The organism is Zwartia sp. (assembly GCF_049655405.1).
In the GTDB taxonomy this organism is placed as follows: domain Bacteria; phylum Pseudomonadota; class Gammaproteobacteria; order Burkholderiales; family Burkholderiaceae_B; genus Zwartia.
Genome location: NZ_JBASJR010000006.1, coordinates 129666 through 151697 on the forward strand (window position 1 = coordinate 129666; position 22032 = coordinate 151697).

The following is a 22032-nucleotide window of genomic DNA, read 5'->3' on the forward strand; positions in this document are numbered from 1 at the left end:
ACTCATGAACACCACACCACCCAAGCTTGATGAAGAGCCCGCAGCATCCAGCACGCACGGCCTGACACAGGTACTGCTTGTCTCCGCCTTTGCTGGTGCGCTTGTCGGCCTAGTAGGTGGTAGCTTTCACTGGATGTTGTTGCATGGCAGCCAGGGGTTTGCCAAGCTCCTCGCCCAATGGAAGGCAGAAGGTTTTTTCGGACTTCCGGGCTGGTTGCTCACCATGGTGGTGGTCGGACTGTGCGTCGGGATTGCACGCTGGCTGGTCACCTTCGCCCCAAGTGCAGCCGGGAGCGGCGTGCAACACGTTGAGGCCGTCATGCGCGAGGAAGCCACACCCGCTTCTTTTCGCGTCTTACCCATCAAATTTCTCGGTGGTCTGTTTGCCATGGTGCCAGGCCTTGCCCTAGGCCGCGAAGGTCCCACCATTCAGATGGCGGCGGTCATTGGCACCCAATGCGGCAAATGGTTTGGATTTACCCGTGGTGACCGTAGCTTGCTTTACACCGCCATTGCGGGCTCGGGGCTCTCGGTCGCCTTTAATGCCCCACTCGCAGGGGTTGCCTTCGTCATCGAAGAAGTGGCACACCGCATCACCATGCGGCGCTTACTGGCCACACTGATTGCCGTTGCGACTGCCATCGCCGTCTACCGCGCCTATTTTGGTAATGCGGTTGAGCTCAGCTTCACAAAACTGTTGCCCTCGAATCTCACAGAACTTGTCGCCTACGGACTTCTGGGCGCCTGGTTGGGCGCACTCGGTGTGCTGTACAACAAGAGCGTTCTATTGGGGCTCAATCTCTTTAGCAGTACTGCACCAAAGGTCTCACCCATTATTAAAGCCGGCATCCTCGGCGCACTGATCGGCCTCGTTGCCTACTGGCAGCCCCAATGGGTTGGTGGTGGAGAGCTGCAGGTCAATGCGGTACTGGCCGGACAACTCAGCATCAATGCACTCATCATCTTGTTTTTGGTGCGCTGGGCACTAGGTCCTGTTTCTTACTCGATGAGTGTGCCGGGCGGCCTATTTGCTCCCCTGCTCCTTGTGGGAGCCACGTCAGGTGCACTCTTTGCGACAAGCCTAAATTTTTTAGTGACGGCGCCTTTCGTACTTGATCCGATCGCGTTTGCGCTGGTGGGAATGGCCGCATTTTTCACGGCCGTGGTCCGCGCACCCTTCACGGGCATCCTGCTCATCATAGAGATGAGTGGTAGCGTCACACTTGTCGCACCACTCATCGTTGCAAGCGTCGCCGCCTGCCTAGTCGCTAACCTCATGCATGGCGAGCCCATTTACGATTCACTGAGAGCCCGCATGCCGCACCACCCGACTGATCGCTAAATCACTGCTGCACAATGCCGGCCTGCGTGATGATCTCGGCATATTTTTTACGGACATCCTGCAGCATCGTATTAAAAGCAGGCACCGAGTTTGTCGATACGCTAAAACCAAGAGCTTCGATTTGCTTGATATTGTTCGGATCTCTGACAATCGCCACCACATCCTTGTTGATTTTTTCCAAGATGGCAGTGGGTGTGCCTTTCGGCGCAAGCATCCCTTGCCAGCTTTCGATATTGACTGCAGGATAACCAGACTCGGCCATCGTGGGCACATCCGGAAAAACAGGTGATCGATAATCCGTTGTGACGGCTAGCGCACGAAGCTTTCCACCCTTGATCTGCTCAGTGACCGCGGCAAGCGTAATCACGGTGGCGTCAATGTGTCCGGCCATGGCATCCAAGGCAGCAGGCGCTCCGCCCTTGTAAGGGATGTAGTTGACCTTGATCCCTGCAGCCTTTGCCAACACCTCGTGTGCAATATGCGCAATGCCTCCGCTCGTTGGTAAGCCAAGCGTCAACTTGCCGGGGTTTTTCTTGGCGTACTCGATATACTCTTTGAACGTCTTTGCTTCAAAGTTCGGATTCGACACTAACACCTGAGGGTTGACGACCAAACGCATCACCCCGGTCAGATCGTTCAAGGTATAGGGTGGATTTTTAATCAGGATCGTATTGAGCACAATCGCATCGCTATGCAAGACAAGTGTGTAGCCATCGGGCTTAGCCCGCGCAACCTGCGCCGCACCAATTGCCCCACCTGCACCCGTGACGTTTTCAACAATGACTGTCTGACCCCAGGCAGTACTCAGTTTTTCCGCGATCAGGCGCGCGATTTTGTCAGTGCTACCACCTGCGGAGACTGGCACGACAATGCGGACAGAGCGCTGCGGATAACTATCGGTCTGAGCAAACAGAGGGGCGCTTAATGAAGCACCTGCAATGGATAAGAAAATAGCGGCAATACGCTTAGGTAACGTTCGGGTGAACATCTTGTCTCTCCTGTTTTTTTTAAACCTTACCACTGTTTACGCATATCATCACAACAAAAACTAATGCTTTATCTTTAAACTAACTGGAATCCCCCCACAGGAGTTTCTCAATGTTGCTTGATACGGTTGATGCCTTAGAGATACAAATTTTGGTCGACAACACGACCGACATGCTGTCCTCAACACCTGCTGGCGTCACGAGCGAAGCAGTAGGCTTGTTTAGCCGAGGCGGACAAATGATGGCGGGGATTTGCCTGTGCTGCGCGGCACATGGACTGTCGTGTCTGATCACGGCTCGCAAAGGCAATCAGGAGCGCACCGTACTGTTCGATACCGGCCCAGAAGATTACGCCTTTGAGCGCAACGTCAGTCGCCTGGGTGTCGACCTCGGCAAAGTGCAATCAGTCGTGCTTTCACATGGCCACTGGGATCACGCGGGTGCTTTGTTATTGGCGTTCAATACTATTCGGCAGCGAAACGGCGGCAAAAAAACGCCGTTCTACGGACACCCCGATATGTTTCACAAACGGGCTGCCAGCATGCCCAACGGCAAGTATCGTGAAATGATCGATATCCCGAGCGTTGAACAACTCACTGCCGCAGGCGCCGAGGTCGCACTGCACAGAGAGCCCGTCTCTCTACTCGACAATATGTTTGGTGTGAGCGGCGAAATTCCTCGCAAAACACCTTACGAACATGGACTGCCAGGTCAGGTCCGTAAAAACGCAGCAGGCCAGTGGGAAAATGATGAGTTGCTGCTTGATGAACGTTGGCTTGGCGTCAACGTCAAAGACAAGGGTCTCGTGATTTTTACAGCCTGTTCGCATGCGGGTGTCATCAATGTATTGCTGGATGCGAGAGCGCGCTTTCCTGACACACCCATTCATGCAGTATTTGGGGGCTTTCATCTCTCTGGCGCAAACGAGGCCCTCATCCCCGAAACAGTTGAGGACTTGAAACAATTTGGACTCAAGCTGATTGGTGCGGGTCACTGCACAGGCTGGCGCGCCATCGCCGCGATGTCGAATGCGTTTGGTGATCAGGTGTTGGCACCTACTGCAGTCGGAAAGAAGTATACGTTCTAAGGGTTGCCGCTTAACTCAAGCCAAAACTCTCCTTGATCGCGATCACCATCCCCGAAACCGCGATACTGCAAATCATCAAACCAAACACGCGTGTGGTGATTTGTATGCCGATCATGCCGATGTAGCGAATAATGAAGCCACCCGCCATAAAGGTGACCAGATGAATAGACAAGCACAGCAACACGACAAAGGTTGTTTGTAGCTGCTCTGTCATCACGCGCGCATTGTTATCACTGAGCATCACCACAGTCAAAATCGCGCCCGCCCCCGCAATAGAAGGCATCGCCAACGGATACACCGAACGTTCCATAATCGATGCATTAGGCGACATCTTTGAAATCTCTTCGTGCATTTTTCCTGTCACCATGCTGAGGCCCAGCGTGAACAAAATAAAAGATCCTGCAAGCTGAAATGATGACGTGGGGATATCTAACACTTTTAAAAATTCCAAGCCTAAAAAGATGAAGGCCGTGAGGATTCCAAAAGAAACCACAAGCGCGGTAATCGCAACCTTGAGTGCGTCGCGCCATGCCAAACCATAGGTGACGGCCAAAAATACAGGTACCGTCGCGATCGGATCAAGGATCACCAACAATGTAAAAAACTCGTAGACAAAGTCTGAAGGGAACATGTGCCGGTTTTCCAAAAAATTTAGGCGAGTTTCACGATCTGATTTAGTACATGTAGTACTTCAGAAAAAACACCCTGTGAGAGGGTTCCAATCGGGTGAGGTGTCGCTTCACGCTCTCGCCAATCAAATGACTTTGGCTGATGACACAGGACAAAACTGGACTTGTTAGTTTTACGGATCTTTGTGATTCCAACTGACACTGCGAATGGATTATCTGCATTGTATTCAGCGGTTGTCATCGGCAAACCGATGACAAGAGACGTGCGCACATTAAATGCGCTTGGTGACAGCACCAAAAACGGGTGCACATCTCGCATTTCACGACCACGCTGAGGATTGCAGTCAATCCAGATCACCTCTTGACGCTCGGGGACCCAATCTTTGGTCTTTTTCACCATTTCTCTGCGCCTCGAGGCTCATCCGCAATCATCACTTCTCCACCATGTTTTTTTGGATCAAAACGAGCCAAGCGATCCTCAAGCGTCATTGGTTTTTCTTTGCATGGCGTAATGATGACAGTTTGTCCCTTTACAGCAATCTCAACGCACTGATCCACCTTGAGACCTACCGCCTTCGCAATAGCTGTCGGCAAGCGAACGCCGAGACTATTGCCCCATTGTTTGATATTTAAGCTAACAGCGCTCATATTAAATCTCCTTATATGTATAAACATAAGTATATACTTTAGCTCCTTTTGCATCAATCGTTGGATCGTCTTGATGCGAGAGCGACCTCCACTCCCTCGAGGCATTAGATCTCACCACCGATAAACTTTGACAATAAAAAATGCAAAAAAATGTAACTTTGTATACTGCATCAACTTACTCAAATGCCATCAGTTCGAAAAGTTACTCCGCATTTTCTGCATCAAGGATCACCATGAAATCACGCGCCGCTGTTGCCTTTGCCGCTGGGCAGCCCCTTCAAATTGTCGAGATCGACGTTGCACCGCCCCGTAAAGGCGAGGTCCTTGTCAAAATCACACACACAGGCGTCTGTCACACCGATGCTTTCACGCTCTCTGGTGATGACCCTGAGGGTCTGTTTCCTGTCGTGCTCGGCCACGAAGGCGCCGGCATCGTCATGGAGATCGGAGAAGGAGTCACCAGCGTTAAACCCGGTGATCATGTGATTCCCCTCTACACTGCCGAGTGCGGTGAATGCCTGTTCTGTAAGAGCGGCAAAACCAACCTTTGTGTCGCAGTCCGTGCCACGCAAGGCAAGGGCGTGATGCCAGACGGCACGACACGCTTTAGCTATAACGGACAGCCCCTCTATCACTACATGGGTTGCTCGACCTTTAGCGAATACACAGTGGTCGCAGAAGTTTCACTCGCCAAGATTTCACCCGAAGCCAATCCGGAGCACGTGTGCTTACTTGGCTGTGGCGTGACCACCGGTCTCGGCGCAGTTAAAAATACAGCCAAGGTTCAGCCCGGCGACTCCGTGGCAGTTTTCGGTTTGGGCGGCATCGGTTTGGCGGTCGTCCAAGGTGCCGCCTTAGCCAAAGCAGGTCGCATCATCGCGATCGATACAAATCCTGACAAATTCGATCTTGCACGTGTGTTCGGCGCGACTGATTGCGTCAACCCAAAAGACTTCGACAAGCCCATCCAGCAAGTCATCGTCGAGATGACTGGTTGGGGCGTCGACCACAGCTTTGAATGTATTGGCAACGTTAACGTCATGCGTGCTGCCCTTGAGTGTGCGCATCGCGGCTGGGGCCAGTCCGTCATTATCGGGGTCGCAGGCTCAGGCAAGGAAATCTCGACCCGCCCGTTTCAACTCGTGACCGGTCGACGCTGGCTTGGTACTGCGTTTGGTGGCGTCAAAGGCCGCTCGGAGCTGCCAGGCATGGTCGAAGAATCCATGTCCGGCAAGATTCAACTCGCACCCTTTGTCACGCACACCATGCCCTTGGACGACATCAATGAAGCCTTTGACCTAATGCACGAAGGTAAATCCATCCGCAGCGTTGTGCATTATTCATCCCGTGTTTGAACAAGTGCCTAAATCGCACAATAGGACATCTAGCAACATGGAACGCATCGAACAACACGCGTGTTTCGGCGGTTTGCAGGAAGTGTGGAAGCACTCTTCCTCCACGCTGAGCTGCGACATGAAATTTGGGATTTATTTACCCAAGGCCGCCACACAGGGAAAAAAATGCCCCGTCCTTTACTGGCTCTCGGGCCTGACCTGTAACGAACAAAACTTCATCACCAAAGCCGGCGCTCAGCGCTACGCTGACGAGTACGGAATGATTGTTGTGACACCGGATACTAGCCCGCGCGGGGAAGACGTACCCAACGATCCGGCCTACGATCTGGGGCAAGGCGCAGGCTTTTATCTCAATGCCACGCAGCAACCTTGGGCCAAGCACTATCGCATGGCCGACTATATCGTCGACGAACTCCCCGCGCTCATTGAGAAATATTTTCCAGCGAACGACAAACGCTCACTCAGCGGTCATTCGATGGGGGGGCATGGTGCCCTGATGCTCGCGCTGCGCAATCCCGAACGCTATCGCAGCGTCTCGGCCTTTTCTCCCATCGTGGCGCCTAGCCAAGTCCCCTGGGGCGTCAAAGCCTTTACCAACTATCTTGGTGATGATCGCGCAACATGGCATCAGTACGACACTGTTGCGTTGATTCAGGCCAGACATCCATCGACACCTGTGTTGCCCTTGTTGATCGATCAAGGAGATGCTGACGAGTTTCTTGAGCCTCAACTCAAACCGCAACTGCTTCGAGATGCATGTCAGTTAGCGGGCTACCCGTTGGCGTTAAACCTCAGGACGGGCTTTGACCACAGCTATTACTTCATTGCCAGCTTTATTGGTGAACACATCAGATTTCATGCAGATTGCTTGAAATAAAGTCACTTGAGTTTCAATAGCGGCAGACGAAAAAAAAGCGCTAGGTCTCTGTGGACATAGCACTCTTTTAGAGTCTTGGTGGGCTGGGCGAGACTCGAACTCGCGACCAACGGATTAAAAGTCTGTAAAAAAGCACATTTCTTGATGTTGAATGAAGTTGCTACAAAACAATAAAACCTAGCAAATATGCGGCTTTCAGACGGATTACACAAATCCGATGGTTGATTAATGTTGATTGATATTCTATGATTCGGGTTACACAGGGGTTACACGGACACTGAATCATGGCAAAAATTAACTTCACCGCTGGACGGGTTAATGACTTCAAATGTCCACCTGACAAGCAGCAAGCATTTATTTGGGACTCTGTTACTGAGGGCTTGGGATTACGCTCAACCGCTGGGAGCAAGAACTACATATTTCAGGGGAAACTTGCTGGACAGGCAATCAGAATAAAAATCGGTGGCCTTGACCGTTACACCATTGACGATGCACGAAAAGAAGCCAGACGATTAAAAACACAGATAGATGAAGGCCGCGACCCGCGAACTGTTAAGGCTGAAAATATCGCTGTTGAAGTTGCCAAGCGTGAACAAGCCAAACATAAGCAAGCCCTTGCACTCGACGCTTGGAATGAATACATAAAAGCCCGTACTCCTAAATGGAGTCAACGTCACAAAGCCGACCATGAGAGCATGGCAAGGCTTGGGGGCGAGAAAGTAACTAGAGGCCGCCGCAACAACCCCGAGGGAATCACAGAGGCCGGAATACTTCGCCACCTTTTAACTTTGCCATTGTCTGCCATTACACGCGATGCCGTAGCCGCATGGCTAGAACCGGAGGCAATCAAGCGCCCTACTCGCACACGCCTAGCAATATCGTTACTGTCCACCTTTTTAACTTGGTGTAGTGACCGTCCACAATATCGAGACCAGATAAACCTTGATGCCTGTAAGCGCATGAAGCAAGACTTACCCAAGGCTCAGACTAAAGACGATTGTTTGCAACGTGAGCAGCTTCAATCTTGGTTTGAGAATGTCAGAAAGATTGAGAACCCGACACAATGCGCTTACCTTCAATGCCTGTTACTCACTGGTGCAAGACGTAATGAGTTATCAGGGATTCGATGGGATGATGTAGATTTTCGCTGGCTAAGTATCGTCATCCGTGACAAGGTAGAAGGTGAGCGCACGATACCGCTAACGCCCTACGTGGCAAGCCTCATGCTGGAATTGCGCCGCCTGAACAACACGCCCCCGAACGTGCTTAAACTTAGACGCTTAGAGGCTCAGGGCGAGGAATGGAAGCCTTCACCATGGGTATTCAGTAGCACCAACGCCAAAGACGGACGCATTCAGGAGCCACGCATAGCCCACAATAAAGCCCTGACCGCTGCCGGACTGCCTAACCTAAGCATTCATGGCCTCAGACGCTCATTCGGGACGCTTTGCGAATGGGTAGAGATGCCCGCCGGTATATCAGCCCAAATTATGGGACACAAGCCTAGCGCGATTGCAGAGAAGCACTACCGCCGCCGCCCACTGGATTTGCTTAGGGTGTGGCACACAAAGATAGAGGGCTGGATACTTGAGCAAGCCGGTATTGAGCAACCAAGTATTGAGGCTGGCAAATTGAAACTAGCCGCTCGCAAGGCATAACTGTGGATAACTTTTTTCGAGCAATTGCTCAAATAATGAGCAAAATAGCGCATGACCGGAGAGCCGCATTAATGCTATATGCATAGCATTTTAGATAAAAGTTATGCACAATGCTAATACGCATAACGAGCGTTATGTTAACTAATGTAGATATTATTATTATTTTTCTCTGCTTTTATCATATTTCAATGTAAAATTACAGCATGATAAGCAATTGGATACCAATATGACACCCGCAGAATTTGAAGCAGCACTGGCACAGATAGGCTGGAAAAAGGCAGACTTTGCCCGCGCAACCGATACGAACCAGACCACGATTAGCCGCTGGATGAATGGACATAATCCGGTGCCTGTATGGGTTCCTGCGCATTTGAATTTATTGATTGACTTGCAGTCCATGCACGACAAGCACCTGACACCGCCCCCGAAACCAGATAAGACCGCCGCCTGACGGGTTCAGGCAAAGACGGGGCGATAGTGTTCTAGCACCATCGCACCCCTGCCACAACCACCTATATGAGAGGTTAGCAATGGCTAATACGAATTATCACCGCCAAAGTACGAATCTGCCAGATGTTGTGACCAGCGTAGATTTAGGCTCAGACTCAGAAGGATTGCACCTGAATGATGCTCGCTTAAGCGTCTGCCTCGATGCTGTCTATGAACTGGACACACTTGCGCGACTTTTGCCTGTTCAGATGAATTGCAATAACGAAGATGATTTTCACAACGCTAGGCTTGTAGTACGAAGCCTTGCTGGTCGGATGTTGCGATTAACTTCAGTGCTATTAAGTGGGCTTGGTGATGAGCATTACAGCACCGATGAACTAGAAAAAATTATTCATTTAACTGGCGCATCACAGGGCTGATTATGAATAAAGTTTGGCACTACACGCCGTGGTCATATCTGAAGGAAATATGCGGGTATGGCGAGTTGCTCACTACAAATACCGGAGTCGCTCACGAAAACCCCTTGTTATGGTTTTCGGCAAACCAACGATACGAACCTACCGCAATAAAACTTACCTCCAATGGTCTAGGCGGGTTAAGGCGTACATCCTTCGATGAGCAAGTAAGCAAAGCTGGGTGCATAAGGTTTGGGTTGAGCGCTAAAGACCTTCGTTTGCTAAATTGGGATAAGGCTTGTAAGACAGCCGGTATGACTAAAAAAGAAAAAATAGCGCTAGAAGCTAGGGGTAAAGAACTGGGGGCGAATCCTGCCCACTGGTTTGCAAGCGAAACCTCCATTGGTCTATCAGAACTGCAATTACAAGTCTGGGTTAATGAGTGGCTTGATATGGATGTGGATAGCGCCAGCACCATGTGGGCTAACAAATCAATGCAAGGTCTCGCGGGTGAAGGGGTGCCCAAGTCTACTTAGTACCACCTTACGCCCTGTCTACCCTGCGAGTAATTACCAAGGGGGAAAAGCCGGATACCTCACTGGCCTGACAGGGCAGGCGAGCGCGCAATGAATAGCCAAAAGACATTTGTTGAAAAACTCAAACGTGTTGCTGATGATGCACAGGTCCACGTCCACCTAGTACACCACGTTCGCAAAGGCGAGACCGAGGACATCCGGCCTAATAAGTTTGATTTGAAAGGCTCGGGGGCGATTGCTGACCTTGCAGACCAAATATTTATGGTTTGGAGAAATAAGAAGCGTGAGGCTTATTTTCAGAATCCAAACAGAACACCAAACCCAGACTTGGAGACCTCTGCTGGTGCCACGATTGCAGTGGTAAAGAATCGTCGCGTAGGCATTGAGAAAACTTACGCGCTCTGGTTTGACCGAGCATCAAGGCAATTCTGCCCTACCAGCGACACAAGACCGTTTGATTTAACTATGGGGACTCTCACATGATGGCAATAGAGTTTGCAGACTTTGACCTAAGCGAAATATTCGGCAAACCAGATTTAGCCGAAGTGGACCTTATAGACTGCCTCAAGATGGAGATTGGTTGCTGTCTATGGCTAGAGAGCTAGGACGATTGCTGCTTGAATAATCAAACTACAGCGTAACTTGTAGGATGTCCAACATCTATAGTCGTTTCATCTTCTGAATTCATTTGATGCTGATTTGATGAATACGTTTGATTATTTGATTCTTTTAATAGGCGCAAAAAACACCATTTCCCCTATGACAGCGTTTTGATTAAATCGCTCAAAAATGGAATTAATTCTGTGCGTGTGAATGATAGAGATTTACGTCCCGCGCACTTTCTGGACTTTTGACCCCCCCCCTGTCAGTCCTCCAAGGGTGATGCAACGCCTAGCCATAAGCAAGTAAGCCAGTGTTCTCTATGGCAAGGTGCCACGATTGCGCGATTCTGATGCAAGTGCATTCACCGAATCTGGTTACATAGGGGTTACACGGAAAATTAGCCTCTAAAAAACGGGCATTCAAAACCGCCTAAGAACCGCATAAATACAGGACTAAATAACAGAGAGCCATAAAAACAAAAGGCCTCGAAGCACTTACGCTTAGAGACCTTTTAATAATCTTGGTGGGCTGGGCGAGACTCGAACTCGCGACCAACGGATTAAAAGTCCGCTGCTCTAACCAACTGAGCTACCAGCCCCCAAGCCCGATATTATGACTTTTTCGGCAAGCGCTGTCAAACGGCCTAGCCCTTTGCCAACAAAGACTCGAGTTTTCCACCCAAGGCCAATAGCTGATGATCCTGCCCTTCGGCCGCGACGAACTGAACAGCCAGTGGCAATCCTTGATCACCTTTGCCAAACGGCAAGCCCAAACAAGGCACGCCAATGCTCGTCCAAGTACGATTAAACATCGGTGAGCCCGTGCCATTCTGCTTCAAGGGCGCCTCACCAGGAGAAGCAAGTGTCAACACCGCATCGAGCCCCTTGGTCGCCTGCGCGAACAGCTGACGGCAGCGTTCTGCATGCTCACGTTCTGCCTGACACTGCTCAGGAGTGATCTGCAATCCAAACTCGATCATCGCAACCGTCAAGTCTCCCAGCGGAGCTTTGTTGCGGTAGAGCTTTTCATAGAAACGACTCATCTCATGGCTCATGATGATGCGATTGGACTCGCCCAGCGCGATCATGTCTTTGGCTGGCAGCACCTCAACATCGACAAGCTCGACCCCATGCGCACCCAACACGGCCTTGGCGCGCTCAAGCGCTTGTACAGCATCAGAATCGGCCTGCGCAGCCTCTGGGCCTGGATACCAGCCCAAGCGAATCGTGCCAGACGGCTCTTTCGCAGTCGATGCGCCCAGCAATACCGAAGCCAAGAGCTTCACGTCATCCACTGATCGCCCAAACCAACCCATCGTATCCAGCGTGGGCGACAAAGGATTGACGCCCTCAAGAGAAATCTTTCCGCGCGTGGCTTTAAAACCCACGATGCCACAGTATGCGGCCGGGCGAATCGTCGAGCCCGCAGTCTGTGTGCCCAAGGCCAAGCCCACCATGCCATCGGCAACCGCGGCAGCTGAGCCACTCGATGAGCCGCCAGGAGTATGCGCAAAATTATGAGGGTTGACGGTTGCACCGGCAAACTGGCTCGCAAATTCCGTGGTGACGGTTTTACCCATCATCAGCGCGCCAGCCGCCTTCAGTTGCGTGACGATGGCCGCCTCCTTGGCAGGACGGTTACCCACAAAGGCTGCTGAGCCATACTCGGTTGGCATGTCGGCGGTATCAATGATGTCTTTGATACCAATCGCGATTCCCGCGAGTGGCAGCTTTTCTGAGCGCGCACTCACAGCAGCAAGCTGTGCCCGAACGTGGTCGGCATCGTGCCACTTAAAAGCATGGACAGAGGGCTCACGGGCCGCGATGCGACCGAGTTGCGACTCCAGCACCTGCGCGTGCGTGACTTCACCGCGCGCGATGCGTGCGGAGGTCTCTGTAACGGTTTGAGCGTAAAGTGCGTGGGAATCAGCGCTAGGAATAGTCGACATGTCTGTGGGCTCCAATTAAAAACATTGAAGCCCATCAGACACCAAGAAAGCGCTTATGGCAAGAGGTTAAAAACCAAGTACTAGCGTGCGCGCGAGATACGGACTTCGGCGCCGCGACGCTTGACCTCAAGTCCCTCTGAAGGGGAGATCTTGAGTCCTTCGAGCCCTTTGATATAGCTCGATCCCTGCATCTGCATCACGCGAATCTTGTTGCGCATCACCACAGGGTTGTGGACAGGCATCCCAAACATCCAGACCTCGTCCAAGATGCGGGCCGAGTTGAACTCACCTGTGTGATGGGCGGTGGGCCCCAAACAAAGCATGTGACCTTCGCGACCAAACACCGGCAAGGTCCCCAGGCTACAGGTCACTGTCAGCACTGAGCCGCCTTCATAACGCCAGCCGGTATTGAGATCCCACCAAGCCTCACCGGCAGGGAGATAGACCTGAATGTCCTGACCAGGCTGCATCGCGGGCGCGACCAGCAAAGCCGGTCCGAGCAAATACTGCGTATCCCAACGCTGAGCTTCTTGATCAGCGGGAAATGACAGGGCCATCGAACGCTGCACAGGCAGACCCGTACGGGCGGCGTCTTCGATTGCGCCCAACACATAAGGGATCAAGCGATAGCGCCATTGCAGCCAGGTTTGAACATGACCGCGTGTCGTTTCATCAAACGCTGTCGGTACAAGCTGAGGGTGCGACTGAAAGGCGAAGTTGCCAGAAAAAACAGCCATCCCCAACCATCGCAAATACAACTCAGGCGTCATCGACTCAACAGAGGCTGACGCGTTACCGACTGCATGCATTTGTACCGGCACACCACTCGCACCAATCGCGAGCGCTGAACGCAAGGTCTGCTGCAGACCCTCCCAGGTATTGGGCACGCGCGGTGCACTCTGCCACAACAAACGTTGGGCACCTGGGAAAAGATCAGAGCTAAATACCACGCCTTCGGGAGGAACCTTGTGACCTGCAACCGCCTCAAACAGGGCACGTCTTGCCAACGCGGGATAGAGCGCGCGTAACACCGCTGCACTTTCTCCACCGCGGGCGACAACATTGTCAGGAATATCAAACTGCACATTGCATGCTGTGGCGCCGACACCCTCTTCGGCAAGATGGCGATGACGCTCAGACCAGGTGTTCAACACATCACGATGCGTCAAATCGAGCAAGCCAAAAGCCTGGCCTGCGGTCGCAGCAACGCCCGGAAAAACATGTACATCACCGCTGTCGTTGCAGAGCAACCAGCCGCGATCTTCGAGTTCGCCAAAGGTGGTTGACTCAACCGAGACGGCGGGAATCGTATGCATCCCAAGATGGGTCGCGTGTTTAGCGAAAGAGTCAATTGCTTGCTTTGGATGGGGAAAGCGCTCTGCATCCCATTCGGGCAGTAGCTTGGAATCCTGATAGGTCCATGCAGTAGGAGGCAACATCAACACGCCATCTACGGAAATATTTTGTTTGCGAAACTCAGCAATCAGTTCAGCTGTCTGAGCGGCACTATGTGCGTCATGTTGCTCAACCCAGACGCCCATCGACCACAAGGACGGTTGACCTGCACGTCCGGTCAATTGCGTGTATTGATTTAATATTTCTGCGGGTTCCGCAGCAAATAAAAACAAATCCAGCGTCTTGTCTTCGATCGCAATCAAGTATTGCGACGCTGACTCTGCTCCCAAATCATGCTCGACGCGAGAAAGCGTGTTGACATAGACGCCCCAGCCAGAGGGCCCCCACGCCAGAGGCAGGGCGCGATGATCTGGCGCATCTGAAATGATGGTTTCTGTCCGGCGATCCAAATCACCTGTGGTCTCGCCTAGACCAAAAATCTTTTCTTCACGCGCAAGATCAAAACCAACTGTCCACAAGGCATCCTGAAGTGCGATGCCGCCTTCGCACAAGGACAGAGCAGCTTTACCAAGACGCTCCACTTGAAGCCTGAAGGGGTTGGTCGTGATCTCGAGCGTGGTGTCGCCTTGGACGAGACGCCAGCCTTTTGCTGGGCCAGTCAGAGGCTCAAGGACAGCCTCACCGATCGCTTCGGGACGGGCCAACAACACATCCGCATGCGCACGGGCGCGAACGCCAGGCAAAATATCAGCGGCGACGGCTTCTGGTAGCCCACAACGAATCCGGAACACACCGGGAGCGTGCGGCTCGACGACCAGTTTCATTCCCGCACCTGCGTCGAAAACGATCCTCGAAGGTAACGTGTCGACAAGTTTTAGCGATTCTAGGTGCATGTTCAGCGCATATGAAAAAGCGACCAAAGTCGCTTTTTTTGATTTTGTCTAAGTTTGACTGATTTTGTCCATTATATCCCGTTCCAGGGGCAAAGGCTCGCCATTTAACGCTGCGGCGATGAGATCTCCCGCCAGACTCGACCAAGTGAGTCCTCGTGAAGCGAAGCCAGACGCCACCCAAAGCCCCTGAGTGTTGAAAAGGGGCCCAATAAACGGCAAACGTCCGGGCAAAACGGCGCGCCAACCCGCCCAGCCATTCAAAGGATCCAGAGCGAAATTGTTAAATTTCGCAGGCAACTGAGATTGACCAAGCAAGCCTGCTGCACGCTCGATATTGCCCAATCCACCTGCAATACTAGGCGCCATACATTGAGCGCCATGCACATAGCTGCTACCCACCACACAATTGCCTTCTAAAGCAGGCAAAACATAGCCGTCTCCTGAAACGATGCAGCGTGGCCCACCTGACAGAGCACTCTCCGGCAACAAGGTGATTTCCCCTCCCAGTGCATGCATCGCGGACAGTCGCGCGCCAGGCTCAAGCAAGGCACTGCGCTGCAAGATATCCTGAGTGCCAAGGGCACCCGCCAAAATCAGTTGGGGCGCCGCGGCACAGGTCTTTCCATGCTTATCCAAGACATGCCACTGACCATCGACCCTGTCGACGCGTTCGACATGCACTTCTAGCCGCTCAACGCCCTCGACCGCCAGAAGCGTTTCAATTAAGCGCTCAGGCCTGAGGCGTGCTGCCGTGGGGAAAAATAATCCGCCACGATTCAATTGCAACCCGGCAATGTCGCTGGCTTCGGACGCCTCAACAAAACGAACCCACTCGGGCGGAAACGACAGGCCCGCCAGAACTGCCTTCAAATCAACAATTCGACCACTCATCCGCTGAAGCTGCAACGCACCACAGCGCCACAAAATGTCCTCACTCACCTGCGACCAACGCGCTTGTGCCCGCAAACTCCCTGCGCGCGAAAGTCTGGCCCGTATGTCGTCATCGCGCGTCACCATGGGCGTGAGCGCCGCCGCCACGTGGGCGCCATGCTCCTGCTGCCGGCGCGAGGTCACATCCAGCACTTGGACCCGCCATCCCCGCAAGGCCAAGGCATGCGCCACACCTGCCCCCGCGATGCCCGCACCCACCACCACTGCGTGCCGAGCCTCCTTTTGATCAACGGCTAGCCCCAGCATCCTGTCTGTCGGGCTCCTCGACTCACTCGAGACCACCTTGGGGAGCTCAACCGCGGCTGCTTCGCCTGCCCATATGGCATCTGCCGAGACCGCCAACCGTGGCATCGTCACTGCCAACGGACCCACGGCAATCGTGAGTGTGACCGACAGTTCCTCAAAATCCAGTCTATGGGTACCCGGTAAATTTAAAGGCCACTGCGCGACCAACTGATCGACCAGAGAATGAAGCGACGATGGCGTCAGGGCCCGCAATCGCGAACCCAAGACCGAGGACTCGACGAGCGATGCGCTGAGCGCCACGACATGCAGACGGTCCGGCCGACAGGGGTCTTCTTTCCACCGTTGCCATAGCCTGATAAAAGACTCTCCGTCACTCCAGTCGACCATCAGTAACGTATAACGAGGGCGTGCTTGCCACGCCTGTGGCAAGCCAAGTCGCGCAAATAACGTCATGCGCTGTCCCTGAGCGCACGACGCAAAATCTTCCCGACCGTACTTTTGGGTAGTTCGTCTTTAAACTCAATCACTTTCGGACATTTGTAGCGACTCAGTTGTTGCTGGCACCACGCACGAATAGCCGTCTCATTTAGCAACGGATCTCGCCGCACCACAAAAAGTTTAACGACTTCACCGGAGTGAGCATCTGGCTGACCGACCGCTGCACACTCAAGCACACCAGACAGTTCGCTCACGACGCTTTCGATTTCGTTCGGGTACACATTAAAGCCTGACACCAGAATCATGTCTTTTTTACGATCAACGATATAGACATAGCCCCGGGCATCCATTCGACCAATATCGCCCGTACGCAAAAAACCCTCTGCAGTCATGACCGCGGCTGTATCGTCAGGAGCCTGCCAATAGCCTCTCATCACTTGAGGCCCGCGCACCGCAATTTCCCCCTCGACTTCCACACCGACGCGTTGACCATCCTGATCCAAAATACAAATCTCTGTGGACGGCAAAGGCAAACCCACACTGCCTGAATACGCCTGTGCATCGGTCGGATTCGCGGCCACGACAGGCGACGTTTCAGACAAACCATAGCCCTCAATCAACGGTCGCCCGGTGATGCGTTGCCAGCGCTCGGCCACTGGGCGCTGAATCGCCATACCACCCCCGAATGCCAGGCGCAGCTTTGAAAAATCTAACTTGACGAATTGCTCGTCATTCGCAAGCGCGTTAAATAAGGTATTGATACCCGGTAAAACATGGGGGGGCTCTTTTCGCAACGCATGGATCAAAGAGGCTCGATCTCGGGGATTGATCACAAGCACACTTTTCATGCCTGCATGCATCGCGTAAAACCCGCAAACCGTCATCGCAAACACGTGATATAGCGGAAGTGCCGTCAACATGGTGAGCGGATTGGAGAGCAAATCCTGCAGCGCGGGTTTGGCGACGGCTTCCACCTGCAAAACGTTGGCAACCAAGTTGCCATGCGTCAACATCGCCGCCTTGGGCGAACCGGTCGTGCCCCCCGTGTATTGCAAAGCAGCCAAATCCTCCAGACACAAGGTCGGCGGCACCCACGGTTGCTGTCTGCCGACCTTGAGCACGGAATCCCAAGACCAAGCCCCCGCCAAAGGTCTCTCAGGCCCCAATTTGCGCACATAACGCGCACCCAGATTGACGATCAGGCCTTTTAAACCACCCAACATCGCACCGGGTGGCACCACCACGCGATGCTCTAGAGCCGGACAGTCAGTGACTTGCTCCAAGGTGCGCGCAACACTTTCAAGCACCACAATGGTGCATGCCCCGCTGTCTTTCAATTGATTTGAAAGCTCTCTCGGTGAGCAGAGCGGGTTGATATTGACGATCACATGACCCGCCCGCAATGTCCCGAGTAACGCCACCAAATAAGGCAAAACGTTGGGCATCATGAGCGCGATACGCGACCCCTGCGGCAAACGGAGGGATTGCAGCCAGCCTGCAAACGCTTGCGCATGACGATCCAGGTCCTGAAAGCTGAATGACACCCCAAAAGAACTGGCGGCAGTCCTTTGCGCATGTTTTTGACAGGCGCGGTCAAGCAAATCAACCAGAGAAACGTAGTTTTGCGTTGAAATTTCAGCGGGTACGCCCGCCGGATAGTGCTGAATCCAAGGATGTTGCATAATCAGGTTGCTTGTGAGGGTTATTCTGTCGTGGCAACGGTTTAGATTGATAATACCGTTAGACATACTCATTTAAAGTGATTTGCATGAAACTTCTCGAGCCCTTTCTTAATTGGCAGTCCGAAATTCAAGCAATTCGCCGAGATCTCCACGCGCATCCCGAGCTCTGTTACGAAGAAAAACGTACGGCGGATGTGGTCGCGGAAGCACTCCAAAAATGGGGTATCCCGATCCATCGCGGACTGGGTGGTACCGGCGTAGTCGGCATCATTGAGGGACGCACTCCCGGCATAGGTGCGATTGGACTGCGCGCGGATCTTGATGCTCTGCCCATGCAAGAGCTCAACACGTTTGCTCATGCCAGCCAACACCCAGGAAAGATGCACGGCTGTGGCCATGATGGCCACACAGCTATGTTGTTGAGCGCGGCGCGGTATTTGGCAGAACACAAAAACTTCGACGGCACGGTATACGTCATTTTCCAACCCGCCGAAGAAGGCGGTGCGGGCGCCAAGCGCATGATGGAAGACGGTCTTTTTGAAAAGTTTCCCATGCAAGCGGTATTTGGTATGCACAACTGGCCTGGGCTGCCAGTGGGTCAGTTTGGGCTGACCGCCGGTCCAATCATGGCCTCCAGCAACCAATTTCACATCAAAGTGCGCGGCAAAGGCGCACATGCCGGTATGCCTCAGCTCGGCATCGACCCCGTCATGACGGCCGTGCACATCGCGCAGGCACTCCAAAGCATCGTCACGCGCAACCGTCACCCACTTGAGGCCGCCGTCCTGAGCATTACCCAAATTCACACCGGCAGCGCAGACAACGTGATTCCAACCGAGGCCGACATGCGTGGCACGGTCAGAACTTTCACCATTGAAACGCTGGACATGATTGAGCAACGGATGCGTGACATCATCCAGCACTCCGCTGCCGCCATGGGCGCTGAGGCAGACTTTTCTTTTGTCCGTAAATATCCGCCCACGATCAATCACCCAGACGAATCCGCGTTTTGTGCGGACGTCCTGCGCAGCATTGTCGGCGCAGACCAGGTCGACGATCACGTGACACCGACGATGGGCGCCGAGGATTTCGCCTTCATGCTCCAAGAAGTTCCGGGTTGCTATGTCTGGATTGGCAATGGCATGGGCGAACACAGAGACGCGGGGCACGGTCTCGGTCCCTGCATGTTGCACAACGGTTCCTATGACTTTAACGATGACTTGTTGCCGCTAGGCGCCACCTATTGGGTCAAACTCGCTGAAAACTGGTTCTCACGCCCGCAAGCGTGAGCGCAATCGGGGGCTCTCTGATCTCTGCAAACGATCTCTTGGTTCGGGTCGATGGTTCGGGTTAGTATCACGGTCACTTTCAACCAGCTGGCCGGATCGGTATGTCTACTCCTGTAATTACAAGTGTTTCCCCTTGGCGTGATCGACTAAGCGGTGTGCTGTTTGTCGGCCTGATGGCTGCAGCGGTCACCCAACTGGCTGGTATCGCCTTCGTCAAAACACTTGGTTTTAGTCCACTTGTGGTCGGGATTGTGTGCGGCATGCTGTATGGCAACTTTATGCGCGGTAATATGCCAGCCGAATGGGGTGTTGGCGTGCACTTTACCGCCAGACGAATGCTCCGCGTGGGTGTCGCCTTTTATGGTCTGAACGTCAGTCTCCAGCAAATTATCGAAGTCGGCCTGCCGGGCTTGGTGGTCTCGGTCGGGATCGTGCTGGGCGTCCTAATTTTAGGCACACTGATTGGCACCAAGCTGCTCAAGCTTGACCGTGACACCGCGATGCTGACCTCGGCAGGCAGCGCCGTTTGTGGCGCGGCCGCTGTCCTCGCCTTTGAGTCCACCCTCAAGGCCGCCCCCCATAAAGCCGCAGTGGCTGTTGCTACGGTCGTACTGTTTGGGACGATTTCAATGTTCCTCTATCCAATTCTGTATCAAGCAGGCTGGATGAATATGGACCCTCGCGCCTTCGGTATCTTTCTTGGCGGCTCAGTGCACGAAGTCGCGCAGGTCGTCGCCTCGGCCAGCAACATTGATGCGGCCACGACTGAGGTCGCCACCATTGTCAAGATGACACGTGTTGCGCTTCTTGTTCCAGTTCTCATTATTTTGGGGCTCTGGCTCCAACGCGCCGCCGCGGCACAGGCCAAAGCAGGCGAGGCTCGCCCCAAGCTGCCCATTCCGTGGTTTGCGATTGGCTTTCTGGTGTTAGCACTCATCAACTCCGCAAACATCATCCCCCCCAATGTTTTGCAAGCACTGCGCGCCCTTGATATTTTTGTCCTCACGATGGCCATGACGGCGCTGGGGATCGAAACGCGTTTCGCTCAAATCCGACAGGCGGGTCCCCGTGTAGTGGGATTGGGCGTGATCCTGTTTATACTGCTTGCATTCGGCGGCTACGCATTAGTGAAGCTCGTCACCTAAACCCTTATGGCCTGTCCGCATGACGCAAATACCTGTCGAGCCAGAAGCAATCGTGAGGCGCCTCGATCCAGAGGATGCCCAGCTTGCGCTCGCCAAGGTTCAGGATTTGCTTCATCGACACGAGGTTGTCGAAAACCTCGCGCACCGACAAGAAGGTGGTGACGAACGCGCAGAATTAGTCGAGAGCCTGATTCAACGCCAGCACGAAGCCGAACTCTCCGCCCTCGTCAATGATCTGCACCCTGCGGACATCGCCTTTATCCTAGGCTCGTTGCCCAAGACAGAGCGGCAGCTCGTTTGGCGCTTAGTCAGTGCCGAATACGATGCAGACGTGCTGCTCGAGGTGGATGACTGGGTTCGCGAGTCTCTCATTCAAGCGATGGACCGTCAGGACCTGGTGGCCGCAACCGAGAACATGGATGCGGACGAGCTGGCGGACATCGCACCTGACTTGCCCGCCGACGTTGTGGCCGAGGTGCAAAAAGGACTGACTGACGAAGAACGCGCCAGACTTATCGAGGCCATGGGCTATCCCGACGACAGCGTCGGCGGCATCATGGACTTTGAGATGGTGCGCGTGCGCGAAGACGTCTCACTTGAGGTCGTGCTGCGCTATCTCAGACGCCTCCCCGAGCTGCCCGACCACACGGATCAAATTTTTGTCGTCAATCGCGCAGACAAGCTTCTCGGCACACTGAGCTTATCTTCTTTGCTCGTCAACGAACCAGAGTCTCAGGTGAGCGAGGCGATGAGTACAGATTACTTGTCGCTCAGCCCGTTAGACTCCGACGCTGAAGCCGCAGGCGCGTTCGAACGCTATGACTTGGTCTCAGCACCCGTGGTTGATGAGCTCGGTCGACTGATCGGTCGTGTCACGATTGCCGAAGTCGTGGACGTGATCCGCGAAGACTCTGATGAACAGGCATTGTCTCGCGCGGGTATGCAAGACGAGGACATCTTTGCGCCGGTGAGTCGCGCTTTACGTAACCGCGCCCCTTGGCTTCTGCTCAACCTTTGCACGGCGGCGACCGCATCCTTTGTCGCCTCACGATTCGAAGACACGGTCAGCACCATTGTCGTACTCGCTTTTCTGATGTCGATCGTTGCCGGCATCGGCGGCAACTCCGGCAACCAAACGATGACGCTTATTATTCGCGCCCTTGCGGTTGGTCGCATCACAGACAAAAACGTCTGGCAACTCTTTCAGCGCGAGCTGCTCGTGACCTTTATGGTGGGCGTGGTCGGCAGTGCAATCGCCGCCGTATTTGCGTGGGCGATTTCCGATTCGATTGCGATTGCTCTAGTGATGATGGCTGCCATGATTTGCAACATGCTCATCGGTGCGATGATAGGCGTCTTGGTTCCGATCGTACGGACACGCTTTGGTAAAGATCCCGCCATGGGCTCCTCGGTGCTACTCACGTTTGCAACTGACTCACTCGGCTTCTTTATTTTTCTGGGACTCGCGACCGTCTTTTTACTTTGAAGCGCTGACTTTAAACTCAAACTTCAAGGTTT

The 22032-nt window shown here is 53.4% G+C and carries 20 protein-coding genes and 1 tRNA gene; 12 read left to right on the forward strand and 9 right to left on the reverse strand.

All coding sequences use genetic code 11. The features are described 5' to 3' along the window. Positions 1-4: 4 nt before the first annotated feature. Positions 5-1342: a ClC family H(+)/Cl(-) exchange transporter gene (locus tag WBJ47_RS03705; RefSeq protein ID WP_422245861.1), complete on the forward strand. Its 1338-nt coding sequence runs from the start codon at positions 5-7 to the stop codon at positions 1340-1342. Position 1343: 1 nt separating this feature from the next. Here WBJ47_RS03705 and WBJ47_RS03710 read toward each other — a convergent pair whose 3' ends face one another. Further along, complete coding sequence (locus WBJ47_RS03710) at positions 1344-2330, reverse strand: Bug family tripartite tricarboxylate transporter substrate binding protein (protein WP_422245859.1); 987 nt, start codon at positions 2328-2330, stop codon at positions 1344-1346. A gap of 110 nt (positions 2331-2440) precedes the next feature. Between WBJ47_RS03710 and WBJ47_RS03715 the strand changes: the two genes are divergently transcribed. Then, a complete protein-coding gene (locus WBJ47_RS03715; protein WP_422245857.1) occupies positions 2441-3415 on the forward strand; it encodes an MBL fold metallo-hydrolase in 975 nt (324 codons plus the stop codon). A gap of 10 nt (positions 3416-3425) precedes the next feature. On the opposite strand, the gene WBJ47_RS03720 is transcribed toward WBJ47_RS03715, so the two are convergent. The 3 genes from WBJ47_RS03720 to WBJ47_RS03730 are packed head-to-tail and all read right to left on the reverse strand — an operon-like array spanning position 3426 to position 4692. Beyond that, positions 3426-4046, reverse strand: a complete 621-nt coding sequence (locus tag WBJ47_RS03720; protein ID WP_422245855.1) for a MarC family protein — start codon at positions 4044-4046, stop codon at positions 3426-3428. A 20-nt stretch (positions 4047-4066) separates the two neighbouring features. After that, on the reverse strand, positions 4067-4444 hold the full coding sequence (locus tag WBJ47_RS03725; protein ID WP_422245853.1) for a type II toxin-antitoxin system PemK/MazF family toxin: 378 nt from the start codon (positions 4442-4444) through the stop codon (positions 4067-4069). Then, positions 4438-4692 carry an AbrB/MazE/SpoVT family DNA-binding domain-containing protein gene (locus WBJ47_RS03730; RefSeq protein WP_422245852.1) on the reverse strand — a complete coding sequence of 85 codons (255 nt, stop codon included), beginning with the start codon at positions 4690-4692 and terminating at the stop codon, positions 4438-4440. The genes WBJ47_RS03725 and WBJ47_RS03730 overlap by 7 nt, the downstream gene beginning before the upstream one ends. Positions 4693-4925: 233 nt before the next feature. Between WBJ47_RS03730 and WBJ47_RS03735 the strand changes: the two genes are divergently transcribed. From WBJ47_RS03735 to WBJ47_RS03765, 7 genes are all read left to right on the forward strand, one after another. Further along, entirely contained in the window at positions 4926-6047 is a 1122-nt protein-coding gene (locus tag WBJ47_RS03735; protein ID WP_422245850.1) for an S-(hydroxymethyl)glutathione dehydrogenase/class III alcohol dehydrogenase, read from the forward strand. Between the two features lie 37 nt (positions 6048-6084). Beyond that, complete coding sequence (gene fghA / locus WBJ47_RS03740; protein ID WP_422245848.1) at positions 6085-6924, forward strand: S-formylglutathione hydrolase; 840 nt, start codon at positions 6085-6087, stop codon at positions 6922-6924. 284 nt (positions 6925-7208) lie between these two features. Continuing rightward, complete coding sequence (locus WBJ47_RS03745; RefSeq protein ID WP_422245847.1) at positions 7209-8582, forward strand: tyrosine-type recombinase/integrase; 1374 nt, start codon at positions 7209-7211, stop codon at positions 8580-8582. 226 nt (positions 8583-8808) lie between these two features. Continuing rightward, complete coding sequence (locus tag WBJ47_RS03750; protein WP_422245845.1) at positions 8809-9033, forward strand: hypothetical protein; 225 nt, start codon at positions 8809-8811, stop codon at positions 9031-9033. Between the two features lie 79 nt (positions 9034-9112). Further along, positions 9113-9451, forward strand: a complete 339-nt coding sequence (locus WBJ47_RS03755) for a hypothetical protein (RefSeq protein WP_422245843.1) — start codon at positions 9113-9115, stop codon at positions 9449-9451. Positions 9452-9453: 2 nt separating this feature from the next. After that, positions 9454-9963 (forward strand): hypothetical protein, encoded by a 510-nt coding sequence (locus WBJ47_RS03760; protein ID WP_422245841.1) that lies wholly within the window; start codon positions 9454-9456, stop codon positions 9961-9963. A gap of 90 nt (positions 9964-10053) precedes the next feature. Continuing rightward, positions 10054-10446: a DnaB-like helicase C-terminal domain-containing protein gene (locus tag WBJ47_RS03765; RefSeq protein ID WP_422245840.1), complete on the forward strand. Its 393-nt coding sequence runs from the start codon at positions 10054-10056 to the stop codon at positions 10444-10446. Positions 10447-11087: 641 nt separating this feature from the next. Here the strand turns inward: WBJ47_RS03765 and WBJ47_RS03770 are convergent. The 5 genes from WBJ47_RS03770 to WBJ47_RS03790 all read right to left on the reverse strand — a co-directional run bounded on the left by WBJ47_RS03770 (position 11088) and on the right by WBJ47_RS03790 (position 18080). Beyond that, positions 11088-11164: transfer RNA gene (locus WBJ47_RS03770), tRNA-Lys, on the reverse strand. Between the two features lie 45 nt (positions 11165-11209). Beyond that, complete coding sequence (locus WBJ47_RS03775) at positions 11210-12514, reverse strand: amidase (protein ID WP_422245838.1); 1305 nt, start codon at positions 12512-12514, stop codon at positions 11210-11212. Positions 12515-12594: 80 nt separating this feature from the next. Continuing rightward, positions 12595-14763, reverse strand: a complete 2169-nt coding sequence (locus WBJ47_RS03780) for a glycoside hydrolase family 31 protein (protein ID WP_422245836.1) — start codon at positions 14761-14763, stop codon at positions 12595-12597. Positions 14764-14811: 48 nt separating this feature from the next. Continuing rightward, a complete protein-coding gene (gene mnmC, locus WBJ47_RS03785; RefSeq protein WP_424585305.1) occupies positions 14812-16413 on the reverse strand; it encodes an FAD-dependent 5-carboxymethylaminomethyl-2-thiouridine(34) oxidoreductase MnmC in 1602 nt (533 codons plus the stop codon). Continuing rightward, positions 16410-18080: an AMP-binding protein gene (locus WBJ47_RS03790; RefSeq protein WP_422245376.1), complete on the reverse strand. Its 1671-nt coding sequence runs from the start codon at positions 18078-18080 to the stop codon at positions 16410-16412. The genes mnmC and WBJ47_RS03790 overlap by 4 nt, the downstream gene beginning before the upstream one ends. Positions 18081-18166: 86 nt before the next feature. Between WBJ47_RS03790 and WBJ47_RS03795 the strand changes: the two genes are divergently transcribed. The 3 genes from WBJ47_RS03795 to mgtE all read left to right on the forward strand — a co-directional run bounded on the left by WBJ47_RS03795 (position 18167) and on the right by mgtE (position 22000). Then, a complete protein-coding gene (locus tag WBJ47_RS03795) occupies positions 18167-19369 on the forward strand; it encodes a M20 aminoacylase family protein (protein ID WP_422245377.1) in 1203 nt (400 codons plus the stop codon). Between the two features lie 101 nt (positions 19370-19470). Continuing rightward, positions 19471-20514, forward strand: coding sequence for a YeiH family protein (locus tag WBJ47_RS03800; protein ID WP_422245378.1), 1044 nt, complete (start codon positions 19471-19473; stop codon positions 20512-20514). Between the two features lie 19 nt (positions 20515-20533). Beyond that, positions 20534-22000 carry a magnesium transporter gene (gene mgtE, locus WBJ47_RS03805; protein ID WP_422245379.1) on the forward strand — a complete coding sequence of 489 codons (1467 nt, stop codon included), beginning with the start codon at positions 20534-20536 and terminating at the stop codon, positions 21998-22000. The last annotated feature ends 32 nt before the right edge of the window (positions 22001-22032 follow it).